Origin of the sequence: Chryseobacterium sp. T20 (assembly GCF_047345655.1) — a bacterium.
In the GTDB taxonomy this organism is placed as follows: domain Bacteria; phylum Bacteroidota; class Bacteroidia; order Flavobacteriales; family Weeksellaceae; genus Chryseobacterium.
In genome coordinates, this window is the sequence record NZ_JBLFDU010000021.1 from 31,590 (window position 1) to 52,315 (window position 20,726).

At 34.8% G+C, this 20,726-nt stretch carries 10 protein-coding genes; all 10 read right to left on the reverse strand.

Features of this window, described 5'->3' with window-relative positions; genetic code table 11:
• Positions 1–10: 10 nt before the first annotated feature.
• Positions 11–1,423 carry a DUF3945 domain-containing protein gene (locus ACMA47_RS25005; protein ID WP_413931979.1) on the reverse strand — a complete coding sequence of 471 codons (1,413 nt, stop codon included), beginning with the start codon at positions 1,421–1,423 and terminating at the stop codon, positions 11–13.
• Positions 1,424–1,495: 72 nt separating this feature from the next.
• Positions 1,496–1,795, reverse strand: coding sequence for a helix-turn-helix domain-containing protein (locus ACMA47_RS25010; RefSeq protein ID WP_076350974.1), 300 nt, complete (start codon positions 1,793–1,795; stop codon positions 1,496–1,498).
• 318 nt (positions 1,796–2,113) lie between these two features.
• Positions 2,114–2,956, reverse strand: a complete 843-nt coding sequence (locus ACMA47_RS25015; protein ID WP_123861480.1) for an RteC domain-containing protein — start codon at positions 2,954–2,956, stop codon at positions 2,114–2,116.
• Between the two features lie 267 nt (positions 2,957–3,223).
• Positions 3,224–4,654, reverse strand: a complete 1,431-nt coding sequence (gene tnpC / locus ACMA47_RS25020; RefSeq protein ID WP_413931980.1) for an IS66 family transposase — start codon at positions 4,652–4,654, stop codon at positions 3,224–3,226.
• A gap of 815 nt (positions 4,655–5,469) precedes the next feature.
• The gene (locus tag ACMA47_RS25025; protein ID WP_123861481.1) at positions 5,470–6,183 is read right to left on the reverse strand and encodes a PP2C family protein-serine/threonine phosphatase; all 714 of its coding nucleotides are present in this window, start codon (positions 6,181–6,183) and stop codon (positions 5,470–5,472) included.
• The gene (gene mads8, locus ACMA47_RS25030) at positions 6,180–11,624 is read right to left on the reverse strand and encodes a methylation-associated defense system ATP-binding protein MAD8 (RefSeq protein WP_413931981.1); all 5,445 of its coding nucleotides are present in this window, start codon (positions 11,622–11,624) and stop codon (positions 6,180–6,182) included. Before mads8 ends, ACMA47_RS25025 begins: the two co-directional genes overlap by 4 nt.
• 3 nt (positions 11,625–11,627) lie before the next feature.
• Complete coding sequence (mads7, locus tag ACMA47_RS25035; RefSeq protein ID WP_413931982.1) at positions 11,628–13,190, reverse strand: methylation-associated defense system protein MAD7; 1,563 nt, start codon at positions 13,188–13,190, stop codon at positions 11,628–11,630.
• 2 nt (positions 13,191–13,192) lie between these two features.
• Entirely contained in the window at positions 13,193–17,335 is a 4,143-nt protein-coding gene (gene mads6, locus ACMA47_RS25040) for a methylation-associated defense system protein kinase MAD6 (RefSeq protein WP_413931983.1), read from the reverse strand.
• Positions 17,323–18,693 carry a methylation-associated defense system restriction endonuclease subunit S MAD5 gene (gene mads5 / locus ACMA47_RS25045; protein WP_413931984.1) on the reverse strand — a complete coding sequence of 457 codons (1,371 nt, stop codon included), beginning with the start codon at positions 18,691–18,693 and terminating at the stop codon, positions 17,323–17,325. Before mads5 ends, mads6 begins: the two co-directional genes overlap by 13 nt.
• On the reverse strand, positions 18,690–20,726 hold the full coding sequence (gene mads2 / locus ACMA47_RS25050) for a methylation-associated defense system DNA methyltransferase MAD2 (protein ID WP_413931985.1): 2,037 nt from the start codon (positions 20,724–20,726) through the stop codon (positions 18,690–18,692). The genes mads5 and mads2 overlap by 4 nt, the downstream gene beginning before the upstream one ends.

Consider the following 20,726-nt stretch of genomic DNA (forward strand, 5'->3'; position numbering starts at 1 on the left):
ATGGCTTACTTTAGTGAAGTTTCGGTCGTCTTGTAGGTGCCTTTCTTTCTTGCGCATCAGTCTTTGCAGTATTACGTGCGGCCTGTTTTGAATCATCTTTTTGCACCGGAGATTGTCGCTGTTTCTTCTCTTGATTTGTATCACCCAGGACTTGCTCCAGCTGATTTTCCAAATGAGGTTTCTGGAAGGAGAAGTCAACCTTTCCTTTTTGTTCATTGTAGAAGGCATAACCTGAATATATTCTATTTTGATCCTTATTGACAAGATCTTCCAGATAAATAGCTTTACCCTCTTTTAGCTGATCCTGTTCTTTTTCGCTAAGCTGTCGGTCTCTGAAGACAGGTGGAATTACCCTTGTAAGCTGTTGTTCAATATTCAGGGTTTCTTTATTGCCAGCAAATACAATTTTTCTGTCATCCGCACTGAACTGCAACGTTTGGTTGAACAGTTCCCCTGTTTTTGTATTTACCATACCATCAACGAGCACGGGCTTTCCTTCCATGAGTTCCTGCTTTTGTTCCTTACTTAACTTTACGCCACCAAATTTATCATTGATTTTAATCCATTCAAGCGGATATGATACCGGCTCTTTTGTATATTTATCCAAACTGATCAATGACTTTACTGTAATACCCTGTGTATTCGTCAGTTCAGCAACCCGTCCCATATTTCCAGTTTTTATCAGGTTCTCCTTATCCTCTCTTGTAAATCTATGGCCATAAAAAGGATTTTCCAAAGGAGCTTTATGTCGTATACCATGCGTCAAAATAACAATCTTATTATCGACTTGTCTTAAAGAAAGACGAGCATCGCCTTTTAATGCGAGCCCTTCAAAATTTCCTTCAATCTTAAATATTGTATCTGATTTGTATCCTTTTAGCAATTTGTCCAATTGTCCATTTTTCTCTAACAGCTCCCTATTCAAGCCAAATTTATGAGCTGTATTCCAGTCAATTTCATCTGCATTATAACGATTCACATTTTTTGCATCATCTTTGGTTTTCCCTTGATTAACTTCTTGTTTCGTTTCCATATCCTGCTTTTTTTGTTTATTGTCATGTTTCACTTCCAATGCGTCCAGCAATTTATTTCCTTCCGGTGTTGGATTATCGAGAGCAGATTGTAATTTCTTCGCTACCGCCTCCATATCGATGTCGGCAATTTTAAAGAACTTGTATCCTGTAGGATCGTTGAGTTTTCGCCAGAAATTAGAAAAGAAATTGCTAAAAATATCGCTTTTGTCTACGCGCATAAAATCCAGCAAATTCTTCTGTTTGGGCTCTCCTGTTTCCAGTTTCCCCTCCTTATCAACTCCTTTTACAGCTTCGATCCTGTTCTTAACTTTGTCAAGAACCAATAGGATATCGGACAGCGGCTCTAACGCTTTGGCTACCTTTTCGTCAGTGATTGTTTGTTCGTTCATAATAAAAAAGTTTTAAGTTTATCGAAAGTAGAATGGGAATCGTTACAGTATTATATCTATTCCGTTAGAAACCTATTTTTGCCTATATTTTCCGCCGTGATAACTGTCTCTAATAAACTGTTGCACATCAGAACTCTTGTAATAAATTTTACCACTGATAGTGAAAAACTTTATTCTGCCGATTGTACGGTAACGCTGAAGACATCGGTAAGTGATCTTTAGCATTTGAAGCACGTCTTGATTATCGAGCAGTTCATCACCGTCGATACTCAATCTCTTTTTGTCGCGGATTTCAAGATCCCCTGCGAGTATATCAAATCGCTTCATGATACGATCCATCCAAGCGAGGAATTCAACTCGATCTATATTCATAGCCTTTTACATTTGGTTTACATACCAAAATTGGCCTTGATTTTCCGCTAAATCGTACAAGGTAGTACCAAGGATATACCAAGAGAAATGAACTTTTTTTTCGTTATTTTTTTAATAGTGGCGCCAGTTTGCATTGGTATCCTATGACTAGTATATTGGTACATACTAAAAGTATGAACTGTCGAAACCAGCTGTGTAAATTTCAGGTTAGTTATTCTACGAATAAATTCAGTATAACAGGACAGCATAAATTTCGGCAATAAAAAAACAGGTCATCGATTTGATTACCTGTCTTGTACAATATATTTACTACCTACCTTAAAGTTCTCTATCCATATATTGTTCTAGAGAACTTTTTAAGAAAAGTAAGTAGCTGGTTTTCTCTCCTGCCCTGAACTTCATCTGATGGAATGCATGATGAATATCCCCCAATTTGATTTCAAACACTTCCTCAAATAGTTTACTCATTTTTCGCAGGCCAGCTCTTCCATTAGACACACTACCTGCGGCATGTAGTGCATAAATCAGTTCAATTAACGCATTCTTGGAATCCGTCCAAGAAAAACTTCCATTTTCAGGCATAGGGGAACTGCCGGTGTTATTGGAGTCTTTCTGACTAATTTTCGACAAATAATAGGAAAAAAGCAAGTCCATCGCTATGATCTGAGCGACTTTATAATCATAATAGGTAGAAAACTCAATATCAACTTCAAAGAAAAAACTGTCTACACCATCGAAGAAATTAATATTACCTAATCTAAAATATGAATTGTCCTTATCGCAGCGACCAGAACGATAATACCAGTAAAAATCCGAACTCTCCAGGTGCTTTTTATATTCTTTATTTAAAAGCTTGATCTGCTCGTTGTAATAAGCTTGTACCAAATCATAAAGTTCCGGGTTAATAACTTCCAAACGGACAAGCTTATTATAGTAAATGAGTTTTCCTAAAATCTCGGGCTTGACAGTCTTAAAAAAGACTACTTCGTCGTCGGCTGTAGCAAAACCATTTTTAGCAATTTGGGTTTTAAGATCGCTTAATAATTGGCGAAGAAAAGAAACCATATGATAAGCTTCTTCAATGGTGCTTTTCGTACTTCGTTCTAGATTCTTCTCCTGTTGTTCGATTGATAATAGAATATTTTTATATAATTGTTTCATGGTTACTTTTTTAAAGTGAATAACCTCCACACAGTCGTTTTCCCTTTAAATTATATCTCTCCACGTTGAGATATAAAATTAAATATACAATATATTTTTTTTCTAATAATCAATAGTTTAGGCCAGTTATTATTCGCCGACACTAAATCAGAATTCGTACGAATATACTCATAATCTGCAATTAAATGAAATATGTTTGCTCATTAAAAAATTATTATTTCCCAATAAAACAAAGATTATTCTTTTAGAGTAACTACTCAGGTTGTATTAAGAATTAGCAATCGTTAGGAAAGCATTTAGGATTTCCTGTTTATTTTTGTTGCAAGTATCAGTTATGGAACGTATGATAGCATAGTTCTGTGCGCCTTTAAAAGACTTGAACATACCTGATACTTTCATTTTTACCTTCACATTACGGATTGCCCGTTCAGAACTATTGTTATCTGGGGGTACATCATTATGATAGAGGAATGTTAACAGATATTTCCTGTATTTAAGAATTCTTTTCTGGAAAGTAAGCACTTCTATATGTTGAGGGTCTATTTTCTGCCTTAATAAACTATCAAGAATGGCTTCAATATCCGATCTTTCTTTTATTGGGTGCTGATATTCCCTAAGCTGGATTGTTTTTTTGAGTTGAATGGCCCCCATGATCATTTTACTGAACTCGACCGCCCATGGAGATCTGTATTTTTGTTCTAAGAAAAGTAGTTCCCTGAGCAAATGCGCGGTACAGATCTGGTGTCCTACAGCGGCTGTGTTCAAATGGCTCGGCCAGCAATCATGAACAAGTATAGCTTTAGGGAAACCAGCAGGAAAATTAGCTTTAACAGTTTCAAAACCCCTGTTTTTTGAAGCGTTGATGTAGGTAGCAAATTTACTCTGCCATGTCCACAACCAGCTTAACCTGCCATTTTCTTTCATTCCGGTCTCATCGGCCCCGACCACTTTGGCATCCCCTACGGCCTGTCTGATCAGTTCAAAAGCAGGGAGTGCTTTGTGTGCAAAACGCTCCAGTATACCGCATACTGTTCCCTGGCTGATAGCCTTCCCATACACAGAAGAAAAAAACTCACTGATCCTTGCTAAGGATATATACTGGCGGGTATGCAGATAGGCAATCAAAGCAGTGGTTTGTCCACCATAACTAATCGGGGCATCAACTCCCACAGGGAAACTGCCGGTCGTCTGCTGCCCGCAACGACAGCTGCTGCGGTAAACCCGGTGTTCGATATAACTGGGTTTTATCATGGGGATATCAATTACCTGGCGGCGGGCCATAAGTTCAGCGGTGGTGACATCAAGGCTTAAGCCGCAACAACGACAAAAAACAGGGCAATGATGATGGACCTGATCCGGAATTGCCGTCATTTCAAGCGTGTTGCCCTGGTGACCTTTCTGGCCGCCGGAACGCTTTCCGCTGGAAGCCCGCAAACTGCTTGTCCTAAGGGGACGGTTTTCATCTTTAGATGGGGGAACCGAGCTGTTGCCACTGTCTTTTTTGGGACCCTTGGACAATCTGAGTTCCTCCTGAAGCAAGCCGATGGTTTCATTTAGCTCCTTTATAGTAGCATTTAACTCTGCTATGGTCTGCTGAAAGATTGTATTTTCTGCAAGTCGGGCCGTCTCAGAAGCAATACGGGCAGATGATTCCCGTTCTAATAATTCAAGTAATTTCTGAAAGTTATCATTATCCATTCTATGTCTTCTGTATTACAAAAAACAACTTTTAATACCATTAATCCTACATAAAACAGAAAAAGTTATACAGTGAAATGTGGATAAAGCAACGCTTTTTACTCAAAATCAAAATAAGGAACAACCTGAGTAGTTACCTTTTAGATACTGTAAAAATTAAACCATTGAAATTTATTCCTTTTATCTAAGATAAAATGAAACAAAAGATTTTTAATCAAAATTCTGGTTAGAATTAATGCATAAAAGAGACCACCATTTAAGTAATCTCTTCTATTGTACCCTGATCTAATCTGGGAATTTTTGTAATTAAATCTTTCCGTTCAAGAATTTAATAGCCTTACTTGTATTCTCTAGCGTACCATGCGAGATGAAAAATATCAGATGGATCATATTCAAATCCTTCATTTGGCTCGATTTCCATTGTTAATTTATTAAATGTAACCTTGTACTTTATAAAAAAGCCAATTGGTTGGAGGCAGTCCTCTTTAGCGTCGTTGATAGCCTTGATCGCATCGCTACTTGGTAATGTTATTTTAATCATATTGCTAAATTACATTTGCAGATATTTTTATTTTTACGGTTACCCGTAAGATTATAATTTTTATTAAAATTTGAATTTTTAATAGTTTAGATTTTATGTTCAACTGTTCAAAAAAATAAAGGTTATTCGTTCAAGTGCTCCAATAGGTAATCTTACGACAAAATAAGCTAGTAATGGAAAACTTTTCACCAACATTCTTTTGGAATTTTGAAACCATATAGACAATTTAACATTTAAAACTTGGAAGTACCTTCGTTTAGCAGCCAAACTTCAACTAAACTTGATGGAAATTTGTTAGTATTAGGGAAAAATTATCTTTGGCCTCTTCAATTAAGAGATTTTCGATAATATTAATTGCGTCAACATCTGATTTAGTACTATTAAGAACTTGTTGAACTTGTAAACCATTAAAAATGTCACTAACTCCGTCAGAGCAAATTAAAAACTTATCTCGACCTTCGATTAGCTTAACTTTGAAAAAGTCTATTTGAGAACGCGAAAGTTCTCCTTGAACTGATCGCGTTACCACATGTTTATACTTGGTAATTTGTTCAGGATTTACTATAGAGCCTTTATCAATAACTTCATTCATCAGTGTGTGAGAATGAGACTCTTTTTGGAGTATATTATCTCTGAAATGAAAAATTTTTACGTCTCCAACCCAAAAACACAAAGCCTCTTTTGATGTGACAATTGCACCACCAATAGTAGTTCCTAGCTTTATCCCTGCATTTTCTCTGAATTGTCGTATAGCAAGATTGGCTTTATTTATTGCCTTCTGAACATGATTAGGATTAATGTCAGATACGGACAATAAGTAAGTCAGTATATTTTCTGATACCAACTGGGCGGCCTTTTCGCCTAGCTCATATCCGCCCATTCCGTCAGCTACAATGAATAGAAAAGAATCGCAATTAAGATTTCTGACCAAGACATAATCTTGATTAATTTTTCTTTTACCCTTGTGTGTGAATAAAATCGTTTTCATTTCCTACCTGTTGCATTTATTGTCCCACCGCCATGCTTAGTTACTCTAGGTCTTGTTGATATTTTGACCGGTCTAACTGATATACCCTTCTCAGAAGCCTTTGTTGCCCATAAAAAGCCCTCACCAGGCATCAACGAACTCATATCTGCCGGAGAAAGTGTTGAAAGCTGCGTAATTGATTTCTGAATGTGTTTTAGCCATTGAGGACTGTTGAATTTATGTAACAGCACAATAGAACTGAGCTCAATTATTTCATTTGGCAAGCTTGGAGGATCTTGACTGGCAATCATAATACTTACCCCTTTATGTCTCATTTCACGAATTGCAGTTACAATATTATTTGTAAGATCTTTATTATCCATGTATTTATGAGCTTCGTCAAATACGATAAATTTATTAAAATGGATTCCATTTAAATTTTTTACCGCTGAAAAAACGTTTAGCATAATTACAAATAATCCTAATGCCTCATCCTTTACAATAAATTCATCCCTTAGATCTACAATAATTAACCTTCCTGGCTTAAGTGAATCTCTCAAAGTATAGTTATCGTCAATATATTCTCTTGCAAAACTCAACTTTTGTCTAGCCAGTGCCTTTTGAGAGTTAGACAACAATTCAGATGATTCGATGCTCTCTACTATTCCCTCAAGTTTTATATTTCTTCGGTGTTCTTTCATAATGGCTTTAAGTTGCTTTATATAAGCAGAATCATTTCCGATTGCACCAAGTAAAAACATCCAATCCTGAACACTTAATTCCTTTGAATTAAATGCAATAGGTAAAACTTCGATAGAGGGATATTCCGATTGTCGCTCTTCAATTTTATCTCTTGGACTTAATATAATCACATCCTCTACATTATTCGGTTCTGCACCGTATTTTTCTTTTAGTTTTTTAAGCTCACTCTCTTTATCGTTCGGATAGATCATAGAGGTAAACTCTGGCTCGTAATCCATACTTTCACTATAGTGAAAAATCACACCAGCAAGAGGAGCAGGAAGTTCATTTATCTCGCTGAACTGTTTTAAGACCATTTCAGAAATAGTGCCTATTGTATAACTTTTACCACCTCCTTGAACTCCAAATAGACTAATGGTATTGGTTTCACTTAAATCTATTGCTATCTTTTTACCATGTAGACTTTCTCCTAATATCCCAAATTGGTTACTAGATGAACTTTTTCCAATCAGAAGATCATAATCCGGAATTTTATGAGTCCTACTCTTAATTATTTCATCTCCAGATTTATTACTTTCAACCAAATTCTCACCATGTGATTGGTTGTTTATATTATCCTCTTCTTTCGTTTCAGCTTTCACTTCGAAAGGTTTATCAATACTAGTATCTGGGAGATAAACACGTTTTTCATCTTGAGATTCAGGATGTGATTCCGTTTTTACTACATCTTTTTCTTGAGAGATTTTGGTATTAAATTTCTGAATAAAAGGTTTTAAGGTAGTGTTTGTACCAATTGCTGAACTTAATTCTGAATCGAAATCATTATCCTCTAATCTTCGGGTATTAAGATCAGAATTTTGGTCAAGAATTTGCTCAATGAGCTTGCCTCCAAAGGTAAAGAATATCAAATCATGATCGAGAACTTCTTTATGGTGTTTTTTGGAAGCTGAAAAATTGAAAATAAACCCTAGTTTATTAAATTTTAGTGTAAAACCATCGTCTAAAGATTGTAAAAATGCCATATAACTTTCATAAGCATTTTCATTTAAGTATCCATAGCGGTACGCCCTTTCTATATAAAAGCTCAGTAAAGACTTCAATTCTTTATTTTTTATTTCTCTATCCAATCTATCAAAAGACAAATGATATTCCGGATCGTAATGTATCTTAAGAGCAGTAATTGTATTTTCAATCTGTTCTTTTATTTTTTCTTTAAGTTCACTACTTTCCGATTCTCCAAGAGATTTTCTGCATTTGATTTCGATAATTGATATATTGATTTCTCTCTTTTCAAGATTAATAGTTACCAGTAAATTGTCTGCCCTACTTTTGCTTTCAATAGGTAAGTTTTCAAAAAGATTTTGATGTAAATCAATCGGAATTAAAAAAGCTTCTTCTAAAAATCCTTTCTTTTCCAATACCCTTTTTGTAAAAGCAGATCCGATTACTTCAAAAGCTTTATTCTTTGAGGAATTGAGTTGCAAAACTAATGAGCTACTGACAGCTCTTAAATCCTCTAATAATATCTTTATTTTCTTCTCGTCCTCTGGCCTGTGAATATCTAAGTCAAATTCTTCAAAATGAGGCCCAAGTAAACCTAAAATTTCTGATGTGGGTCTCGTAGTTAAATATGAAGTAATACCAGACACTTCTTCTCCGGGAACGTAATCCAGGAGAAATGGAATATTTCCATCTTTTGATGGTTGGTCAAATATTTGGGGGCCAATATTTTTATCAAAGGTTACAACCCAATCGGAGTAGTCATGTAAATGTGTTAGTAATACTTTATCTCTATCATTTAACCTTAACTGCGTTGAAGGTATGGAATCTGTATGTTTGGAAGCTAATGCGCCAGCTATAAATGATTGCGTATTGTCAAAAAGCTGAATACCTAATTCTCCTGCTCCAGAATATGGAATAGAGAGGCTATTACCAACGACAAACCGATTCCATTTTATCTCAGCATTAGTTTCGTCAACGGTAACAGTTGATTCTGTCAAAAGCCCATTAAGATAAAAATTCCGATTATTTCTATAGGGTTTGACTAACTCCACTGTGATAGGAAATGGACTTACTAAAAAACTTAAGTGAGATGTAAATCTAAAAGGAGTTGTCAGATAATCTGAAAGACTGTTTATTGAAAATCTAAGCTTTGGAAACAATCGGTTTTTTGAAGGTTGAGAAAAAGCTTCTGCTTCTTCGGAGACATTAAATTCCGGATTAATTAAGTTCCTAAGAGCTTCACCATGTTCGATAATTTTATCTTCTCCTTTAAATATTCTAATTTCGTACTTAACATCTTTAAAAGAATCTTCTTTTTCCAATTCTACAAACGCATCGGCAAATACAGCAGCGTCCCCTGAATTAATAAGGTTAATATTGAGTTTGTCAGTATAAGGATGTTGTGACAGATAATTTTTAATATGACGGACAACCAATTTCTGACTAATATCTGTTTCTACATAATTATCTCTCGTGATATTAAACAATTGCCTGAAATAATGTGTCATTTGTCTTGAGACAGATGTCATTCCATTTTTTGATTCGTCAGCTAATATATTGAGGTATAATCCCCAACCATAAGCTAATTCCCCTGAATAAAGATAACTTTTAAACGAACTTGGCTCCACCAAAACTAAAGGGTTATTTTCAGGAGAAAGCTGTCCTTCAAATAAGGAATTTAGGTTCTTTAACCATGTGTCTTTATATTCAGGATAATTTTCTGTCTTTTTTTCCCATTCTTTGAATACCTCCATTAGTTGCAAAGACCAAGCTAATCGTAGTGGGTGCAACGGAGAAAGCAGAAGAGCCTCGGTACGTTGTCCATCTGGAAGTTTAGTTTTAATTCTGGCAACATCAAGTATCTGTAGTTCTGTAAGAAAATGTTGCATTTTACTTTTTTCATCCGCATCTAAATTATTGTGGGATACTTTATCATTTAGAGAAGTAGTCCAATCAGTGAGTTGTTGGATATATTCTTTAATTTTTTCATGATGTTTAAATATATCGGCTGTTTCAAAAACACCATCACAAGTTTGGTTTGATGCCAGAACGCCAGAAAAAATCTCTTTTCTAAGCTTAAGTATTGTATGAGGAATTATTGTTGTCAATTCACTTTCTACAAATTGTAAGCTCTCATAGCCAACAGCAGCAGAGTTACTTTTTAACACTCCTTTTACGTAGCCTAAACTATTACTGTTCTTCAAAAATGCAATTTCAATTTCACGCAATTTTGAAGACATATTAATCTGGTAATTATGCTTGTCAGAGTAATTAATGTAAAAAGTCGATATATGCTTCTTTAAGTCGTTAAGCCAAATATTTGAATTTTCGGTCGGAATAGGTTCATCTGCTTCTTCTCCCAATTTAAGTTTCTCAATTCTATATTTAAAATAGGCCTGTAATACGTTGTTTAGTTTATCTTTACGATGGTCGTTGTCACGTTCGACTACCTCATTAACAACATAATCAAAATCTTCAGAGTCACAGGTAATCTTGTATTGAAAGTTATTCTTTGCAATACTTTCATCTTTGGTTTTAGCCTCTTCCCAGACCTTCTGAATTTTAGCATCTTTAAAATCATCGTCTGCATTCAAAACATTTCCGTGCTCGTCTTCAGCCAGCACCTTGAAAAAATAGGCCCCTTCTTCAATCATATTTGCATTTAATTCAACAGTTGCTTCACGGAAAGGGCGATTAGATACTGTATTTTTAAGTTGTCTAAGAACTGAAATTTCTTCTCCAGATCCCCCATCAACTGCCATTAGCAAAACCTTAAAATACTTTAGATCTGCGATATCTTTTGGGTTAGGATTAGTCCTAAACCTAATACGCACCTTCGAAATTTTATTTTCCTCAACATGAAGGACTTTTTTTCCATCTTCAATCTTAAAATCATTTGATTTAATTTCTTCAGTAAAAAGCTTGATATGTGTAAAATCCAAGTCTGGAATCTCCCAATTAAAAAAATTGAGTTGAGGGTAGGATTCGAAGATCAGCCTGCAAATTTCTTCTGCATTTCTGGCCTGCCTTTCTATTTTAATGAAATTTACTACTTCTTTTTGTAATGTATTTGGTTCCAATGGAAGCTCAGAAATTCTTTCATACAGTGGTTTACTAAATGAGCTCAGTAAAGTAGTACTTAAAATATTGAAGTTTAGTCTTGATCTTATCTTTTCTGTTTCAAGCACCAAGCTTGAATCTGGTATTAAGTTTAATAGATATAGATTATCTCCAATGTTTTTTTTTGAATAGCCACCCTCTTCTAGTGCTAATAAGTATTTAATAATATTTACAACGCTTAAGTCATAAGCTTTCAAATAATTGAGGATTTCGTTTTTAATTATGTAAGCACAACTATCTGGTATTTTATCCAATAGCTCATCCTTGACCTTATTTTCTACACCTTCTAAAGAAATTTCCTTGAAAGTGGCGTTGCCATAAGAATCCTCAGCAGCGGTTCTGCTATTGGACGGAATCAGCACTAACAATGGCGCATCTTGTTTATTTCTTAATTCAATTAATTTAGTTGCTGAAATAAATTTTGCACTAGTATTTCCTTCCTCCGAGACTATAAAAGTATCAATATTTGGATACTGATTATGAATAATACTCCATAAGAAATCCAATTCATTAATTCCCAAACCGGTTATTTTCATACAGTGCCCGGCAATAGCATTACTAAGATCCTCTTTATGAAGCTGAAGAATAAGATCTATTATTTTTTTGTAATAAGTATTAGGCGTTTTAAATCTTTCCATTTTTTACTGTGCATTTAATTCATAACGAGGTCTAATTCTTTGAAGAATATATGCATCACTTAAATCATTATAGAAACCTATTTGACGTAACTTTCTTTTAAAAGAATCAACATTTTCTTTAAATGCTAAGTGAGTTTGCAAATCTGCATCTCCAAACCGATTTTCATTCAAACCATTTATTACCAGGCCATATCTTTCTCTGATGCTCTGAATGAGTTCTTCAATAGATAATGTTCGTGTATTAAATTGGTTGTCTTTTGATTCCAGTACAAGTATTTGAACCAAGGTTTCCAGAAGACGTGTACCTAAAACAAACCGCCTTGGGTGTTTGCGACTACGACCTTGAGCCATAAATCCTCGTTCGTTATTTTTCTGAGACAGGTTGTCAATTAATTGAATATGATAACGATACTGATATGTTCCCCTTGCTTTAAGAATTGTTTCTATGTAGCGATCAAAGTACGTGTCCTCATATCGTACCATATCTTTTATCATTAATCGGTCTTCTTCTTCCAGATTGTTATAGAGGTTGTCCCATTGCGTTTCAAAATAGATCTCAAAATCTGATGGTTTCTCTTTTAAGACCTGTAGTGCTTTATTAACGTTTTCAGAATTGTTTTTATCTAGTTTTAACCTGCGTAATGTTGCATTGATTTGGAAGGTGGCTTTTATATAGTCATATACTTTATTGATTAGGTTTTCAGCATCTTCTGCTGCTATTTTAGCCGCTTTGCTTTCATGATTGTCTGTTGCGTCTAATACAATATTCCAGTCATCACCTATATCCGAAGTCCCATCTTCTATCATTTTAGGTAGAAAGTGAATTAATTTCTGAATATAGATTGATAGGTGAAAAGAGGTAATGGTTTTCAAATAATCTATCAATACATTTCTTGGAATGAGTCTTTTGTAAACTAATAATCTCCTTACATCATCACAAAATAAATTAGCTTGTTTTTGCAGGATAGGATGAATTTGATTAAGATTTGAACTGCTTTCTAAAAATCCTGGTTTTACATTTTTTATGATGTGTAATAATCCTAGACTATCTACGTCTAAACTATTACTAGCAGTGATTTTGCTAGTTGTTTGATCCCACCCTTCCATCAAAAAGTTTTTCAAGTCTTCCTTTATCGCGGGATTGACAGATAGCATCAGATAAACCTGATCTGCCGTGTTATAATCTCTTGTATTAGCAGCATTTCTAACCCTATAGGACTCTAAATGTATGGGCCTAAGAGAGGAGATTTTCTCCTTATCAATATTTCCTCTGTAAACCATATTGACTAAGTTACTTCTCATCCACAGCTCTACTGCTTCCGGATTTTCTTTAAATCCTTGAACTGCGCCTTCTTCTTCTAGTTTATTAAATATTTTTTTGAGAGTCTGAATTTCAATGAATGCATTTTCTGCTGCACGAGCTCGTTGCTTTGGTCTAATTCCATTATGCTTAAGGAGCATAAATAGATTAACCAATGTATTATCGATATTTATTGCCTTTGCATCAACTGTAAAAATCAGTTCGTTTCTGAATAAGCTTTCCTCCTTATTTAATTTAATAGCCATAATTATAGATTCATTGGTTGTAAATGAAGATGATTCTGTTCGTTTTTACTGATCCTGAAAAAAGTAAGATTATCCTTGGTCACAATAACTTCATTATAGTTAAGATTCTCCAACAGGTTTTTGAAAATAACTAGTTCCACAAACTTACCTTTTAAGTCATTGAGTGAAGGACTAAAACCCAGCTGAATGAAATGAAGCATTTCATATAAGTCTAGGGACACCGTTAATTGAATATGTTTTTGCATCCTGTGTCTGAATGTCAAACTATCCGGTTCGTATTCTAGATACTTAACTAAATGCTCCGTCTTATTTACAAACAATTCAAAATCATCCAAGCTAAATAAGCGAAATGATTTACTGAACGGATCATTAATCTCCGTAGAGGATAGGATAAGATATTCTTTATCGATTGAAACATTGTCACATCCTTCATTTAATGATATAGCCCTTGAGATGCTATTTTTTGTTTCATTGTTTATATCACCTTTACTAAGCACATTAACAAATTTGAAAACAGAATGATAGGGTAATCGCAAAAGATAAGACGGTAATTGTTTATTTACTGCGTTATCTTCATTAATTTGACTATTTGAAAGGTTTAATAATTCTGCTTTCCCTTCAAAATATTGATGTCTTACAAAGTTTTTTTGAATGGTTTTAATTCTTAATATTTCAGCATCGTCCTGCTCGTAGGTTGGCTTAATTCGTTGAACGGAATTGAAAACCTCAAGTAGGTTAATCTCTCTCTCCGCAAATTCTAAATAGGATTTACCTTGATGCTTTCCAAAAAACAAATCCCTGTCTAAATCCGGAATTGATACTTCTCCAATATCCGTTTCACGTAATAGTTTAATTAAGCGATCTTGATTTCCAGAATCTTCATACATCGGATTAGTTATGTTGAAGTAATAGTTTTCCCAAAACAGTTCCGGAGAATTACGGTTTTCATTATACAACCTTTCAATGTCACTACAATCATAATCGTGGGTTAAAGTGTAAGCAATAAAGGAACGTAAGTCACGCATTGTCACATGTAATTCACGCTTAAGAGTTGCAGTTCTCAACAGCCATTCCATACGTGTTATGACCTCTTCACCTGCTGCGGAATCGTTAAAGGACTCTACATTATATTTTATAAAACATTGGTTCGCCAAAGAGCAATTATCACATTGTTTCCAAAGCGCCTTTTGGGTAAGAGCTTTTACTTGTTGTCTAAACAAACTAGGTTCATTTTCTTCTCTTGCTGCGATCGACCTCAAATTCAGATTAATAATCATCAAACCTTCAGGAAGTTCGTGATGACCTTCATTATAAAAATAGTTTTCAATGTTATCGTGTAATTGTTCATGTTTTGAGGTTGCTTTTAGAAACTCTACTAACCTTCCTTCATTAATGGCTATTATTCTTCCTTCAGTAGCGTCACTGTAATTACTTAAATTTTCAAACGGAAGAAAAAAGTTTTCAAGTACATCGTGATTAATTTTTTCATCCTCATCTTGTGATCCATCATAATTACTCTCAAAGAGAACCCCGTTGATTTTAAATTTAGCACCGTTTTTATGTCTAAACCGAGTAAGGTCAGTAATAATTTTATCTTCCTCTATTTTTCTGATAAATGCTGTTTTACCGTCGCCAGCGTTACCTGTAATGATCAATAATTTAAACTGTCCATCCAACACTTCCGGAATAAGATGGTTATCCAATTTGGTAGGCGTATAGGTTAGGTGGTCGAATTTGTTTGTATTAAAATTTGCTCTTGTTCCTGAATTTCCATGTTTAGATTGACTAAATAAAGAATTAATATATTCTACAAAGTCCTCCGATTCTGAAACTTCAAATTGCATATTAGATTGTTCATGCTTGCGCTCTAATATTCCGTCTTCTCCAAATAGAAGAAGAGCATCCAACATATCCTTTGCGGATGCAAACCTGCTTTCCGATCTGGGATTTATAGCTTTTAAGATGTAATTGGCAAAATCATCGGATAATCTTTCTTCAATCAGCTTTGGATGAATCGGTTCTTTACTGAGTATTGGCAACTTACCAGGAGACCAAGGATATTGCTTGCATAATAATTCATAAAGTGTAATACCCAATGCAAAAGTGTCTGCAGAAGTATCCCATTTGATTTTAGTTCCATCCACGATTAAATCCGGTGCCAAATATGGATTAGTACCAACAAAATCATGATTGTTTTCTGCGAATGATGCGATATTAAAATCAATCAGAACAAATCTTTGCTCGTTATCCCATACAATATTCTGGGGTTTTACATCCCTGTGCAAAATAGGCTGTTCAAGAGATTGCATTGCAACCAATGCACTTAGTATATCTTTAGCAACCTGAAATACTCGCTTAATAGATAATCGGGCGTCCGTACGGGTGTAAATGCTTAGATTTTCACCCTCAAGATATTCCATGATGGTATAAAATTGTCCATCTATGGATTTTCCGTTACCAACAAACTTCACAATATTAGGATGGTCTAGCTTTTTTAAGGCTTTATATTCATCAATTACAGATTGTGCGTTGACACTTTCGTGAAAAAGTTTTAGCGTAAAAGATTCTCCCTGCAATTGCTGAAGCACCTTGAATACTCTGGAGTAACCACCTTTTCCTAACACCTTTTGAATAAGATATACACGTTCGAAGGAATCACCCTCTTTTATGTCGTAAGTGTCAATTGCTGGAATAGCTCCTGGCATTACTTTAAGTTCAGAATCAGAAGAAGGATTTCCTTTCAAAGCTTTATTAAAAAAATCTTCCAGTTCTTCAATGTTATCATATCGTAGACTTTCGTCTACAAGTATTGTCCTATTACAGAGTTCGTCCAACCATTTTGGCAGGGCATTATTTATTTTTGACGGAAGCCTGTCCTCCGGTAGTCTACCAGATAGATTATTCAGTTCGAATGGATTCTTAACAGGCTCTTGTCCTGTAAATAACCAGTAGATTAGTACTCCTAACGAATAAATATCTGAAGCCCTCGAAGCATCACCAACGGTAAGTTCTAGTGGATGATAAGCAGTAGCGTTACTCTCACTAATTGTAGGCATTACGGTGTAACCTTGCCTGGACTCGTCGGAAAAATAAGACTTCCCGAAATTTCCCAGATACGCAAAACCACCAGTCATAAATATATTTTCAGGATTGATGTCTCTATGAAATACGTTTTCCTTGTGCGCTTCTTTAAGCGCAGCCATAATATTGATGATGATATTAATCTTTTCCTGGAAAGTAAAAGTCTTTGAACGGATTTCGACCTTTAATGAGTTTTGATCAAGATAGTCAGAGATTTCATAGAAAAGATGATTTTCCTCATCTATCCGGAATTCTACATTTAGAATGAACGGTTTAGCTTTTATCCTATTAAGTGCTCTGTATTGATTATTAATCTGATTTTCTCTCGCTAACAGTTCCTCCTCTCCTAATCCCATGACCTGTAGTGCATATTCTTTTACTATTTTCTGAATAGAAGATGCTACACCTTTGGGTTTTACCAGATATTCAGCATAATTATTTTCTTGGTGCAGTACTTCAATGATTTCATATCCTTCAACTTCTCGTCTTTCATTAGGAGCTTTCTGACTCTGTTCACCAGTCAAAAATTGAACTAATTGAGTCTGTATTTTAGCAATATCATCTTCTAACTGTCCTATTTGAAAAGGATCTTTTAGATAGTTGATCAATTTCTCATTGAGTTGAAAAGTAAGTTTACCGGCTCCCTGCCACAATGATGGCTCATAAGTATTGGGGAATGATAAAGTAACCATATTCTGAATCCAAACTTTACCCCAGGAAAAATCATGCTCTTTTAATTTGGAAGCTAGAATCGCTGTTTTCTGCCTCCCGGTTTTTAAGGGGTTATTTCTCTGTTTATCATTGACATACCAATAATTATCATCCCCTTCAATTCGCCCTTTCCAATCTTTGTTTTCAATATTATAAATTGCATGGGGCGCTACTACAATAAGGTCATATTCCCAATATTGAGTTCGATTATTCCGTGGATTTGTAGACGCAATTTCGACATTAGGAATTAAATAAAAAGCATTTGGAAGATTTATTTCCAAAAAGTCTAGCAAACGCTTTTCTCCAGCATTTGCAACAGAATCGAAGTAGGGAGGTTTAATTATTCTTGCCATGATTCAATTTCTTTTTCAACAATGTCGATAGCTTGATTCTCTTTATTCATAGATAAATCAAAAAGCTGGGTGGACTTTATAACAAGGTCCGTGATAATTATTTTTGTTGTATCATCGAAATCGGGAATTATTAATTCTTTTATAAAATCATCGTTTATAGTGAGTATAGCCGATCCAAATATGCCAGATCTTAAATACTGTTTTCCAAATTTTGAAGATAAAAATGCATAAACATAAGGAGATATATCCTCATCGACCAATACTCTTAGCGCATGTTCATTAACTCCTAAACTGTCAAGATTTTCACCGACAAAAAAAGTTGATCCAAGGATTTCTTGACCAGATCTCGCAACTAATATCCAATTTTTCTTAACTCGAAGAGTCTCTACTCCAACCATCTTTAATGAAAGGAATTTCTCAATTCTAGTTGGATTAAAAGTTGAAAGGTCTGAAGTTGAAAGATACTTAAGTCCTTTTTCAACATAGACTCTTTTACCGCGATTAGGGATAAAAACTCTTTCTAGATAATTGCTGAGGCGAAAATATGGTATTCCACAATTTTCAATTATGTTATCTAATTCTTTCTTATAAATATTGAAGGAAGCATCAAGTCTACTTTGAAACAATTTTAATTCTGAAATTTTCTTTATATGTATTGTTGAAATCTTTTTAGACCGCTTGCCATAAAGCATTTCGTCAAAATAATTTTGAGCTTTAGTCAGTAATTTATTTGCCTGAACACGTAAATTCGTTGCTTCTGTTATTAAGTCATCGATCTGGCTCTGACATTTTTTTGGCAAAACAGGTACATCAATATCTTCAATATGATGTGGTTCTATATGTTTTACCACTCCTCCATAACTTGACTGAGTTAACAATCCGTATCCATACTTTGAAGAAAGAAATGCGTAGAGGTATCCTTTTTTTATATTTCTTTGGGCAGGCTTAATTCTAAGTAAATCGTCAGTTCCTATTTTACCTTCATAATCACTAGTAGTATAAAATACTTTACCTAATGTACCCGATCTAGTGACTAAAATCCAATCCTTTTTAAGTTCTAATTCTTTTAAATGTGGTGAATATTTTTTTGAAAGATATTTTCCAGAATTGAGGTCCGATTTGAATAAATCGGAAGCTGTATAAAACATTACACCATTTTCTGGAAATTTTACATAAACTCTTTTATGAATATCTCCTTTAAACAATTCGGAGGTTTCTTCTTTTAATGACACATTCGGATAAGGGCAGAGTTCAGCTATAATTCTTTTAGTATTAACCCCATCGCTTAAATGATATGATGCATCCAATCTTAGATCAGATCTATACAGCCAAGATTTCTTTACTTTAACTTTTTTCATTCTGATAAACCTTTTGAAAATTTGGAATAAGCAGTTGCTATACTTGGCAAATCATCGTCAAGCCTTTTAAGCTTTTCCCTTCTAATTTTAACCTCTTTCTCCCCTGTTTTTTTATGTACTATATATTCTGTTTCTGTATTAAATAAGATTTCGGCACCATCTTCGTCTCTTAGATAAATTGGGGTTCCTCGTCTGTCTTTACCTAATTTTTCTGCAATAGCCATAAATAGTTCATATTCTTCCTCGTTTTCCTGTCCAAGTTGGCGTTGTAATTCTGTTTTCTTTTGCAAAAATAGCAGTGAGGCTTGTACTCCAACTTGAGGTAAAAAAGCTTCAACAGCCAAATCTACAGAAGCAAGCACTTTAAATTTATCAAGTATCCACTCTCTTACTGGTTTGGTATTTGGGTTCCCTAAAATACCATCAGGAAGAACTATCGCCATCTTTCCACCAGGTTTTAAGAAATTATAACATGCTTCGATAAACAAAACCTCAGGAGCATCGCTATATGCTCCTAATTGATAATATAGTGTTCCATCCTCTTTATAGATAGTACTTCGATCAACTTTTACTTTCGCACCAAATGGAGGATTTGTAAAAATGATATCAAACTTTTCACGAGCATCATTACCATTAATATTTTCCAAATCTTGCATAGCTAGGAGACTTTCGTTTACCGCATTATTAATTTTAGCAGTTTCGTCTGGATGTTCCCAATTAGGGTACTCTAAGGAATTTACGTGAAAAATATTAGCATGTCCATCTCCAGCCATTACCATATTCATCCGAGCAGCCTTCTTTAGGTCAGGGTCAAAATCAAATCCGAAGATACTATTTTCTGCATACTTACGGACACGTTCGTTAACCTCAAATGAATTAAATTTTTCAATTAATAGGGGCCCCTCAAGCTCAGGATATAATTCTTTTGCAATTTGTTTGCGCACATGATCTAATACCATAACCAGAAATCCACCAGAACCACATGCTGGATCCAGAACCCGATCATGTTCACTTGGGTTCAACATTTCAACCATCGCTTTTACGATATTTCTAGGTGTAAAGAATTGTCCAGCTTCCTGCTTCAAGGTATTGCTTACAATGGTTTCATAAGCAGTACCCTTTACGTCGATTGAGGCATCCAAAAAGGAATATTTTGCTAAATCACTGGCAATGAAAGCAATCCCTTTATCTCTTAATTCAATCTCTTCACTACCGGAGAATACTTCTGAAAAAATCCTGTCTTCTTTCAGTTCCTTAAATAAGCTTTTAATGCGGTCTGCTACTTTTTTGCATCCCTCAGGAGTATTTTTTTCTTTGACACCAACCCAGAACCTTCTGCGATAACTCTCTTCTGATGGGATAAATTTTCTTTTTTCATCGTATAATTTACAGAAAATAAGATATAATAATTGCCAAAAGGCATCCTTCTTTCTTCCCTCATTTCCATAAATATAGTCATGGGAACGTTTAAATACTTTAATCAACGAATCGTTGGCTGGCTTTCTACTACTAGAGCGATCCGCACGATCAAGGTCTTCAAGCGTTTCTCCCTCACCAGGAAAATCAGATAAATCTGTGAATTCATAATCAAAATCCATAGCATCTTTTTCTTTCTGTAAGAAGTGGTAACTGGAACCATTTGCCCACAAGCCAAACTCACAGCTTTCTATTGCACCCATCGCATTTTCCAAAGTTGCAATGATACCTTTAGTTTTGTCGGTATCTTTTACTTTATCATCCTGAACAATACAAATTCTTAAAATATATTCCTGCTCGTGAGGTTTGCCTTGCTCAAATACAACAAGCTCTATTTTCTGCTTTTTCTTCTTTCCGGTATCTGGATCGATGTATTCAATTTTAAAATCGCGCTCCATATCATCTAAATCGAAGCCATATTCCTCATTTAGCATAAGTGCGACCGATTGTAAATTAACCTCCTGTGCTTTTATTGTTTTTGTTTGCCCAGTGATCACGCAGATTAATTGGTTATCTCCTAAAGCTGTATCCTCTTGTTCAATTTTATCTGTAGTCAT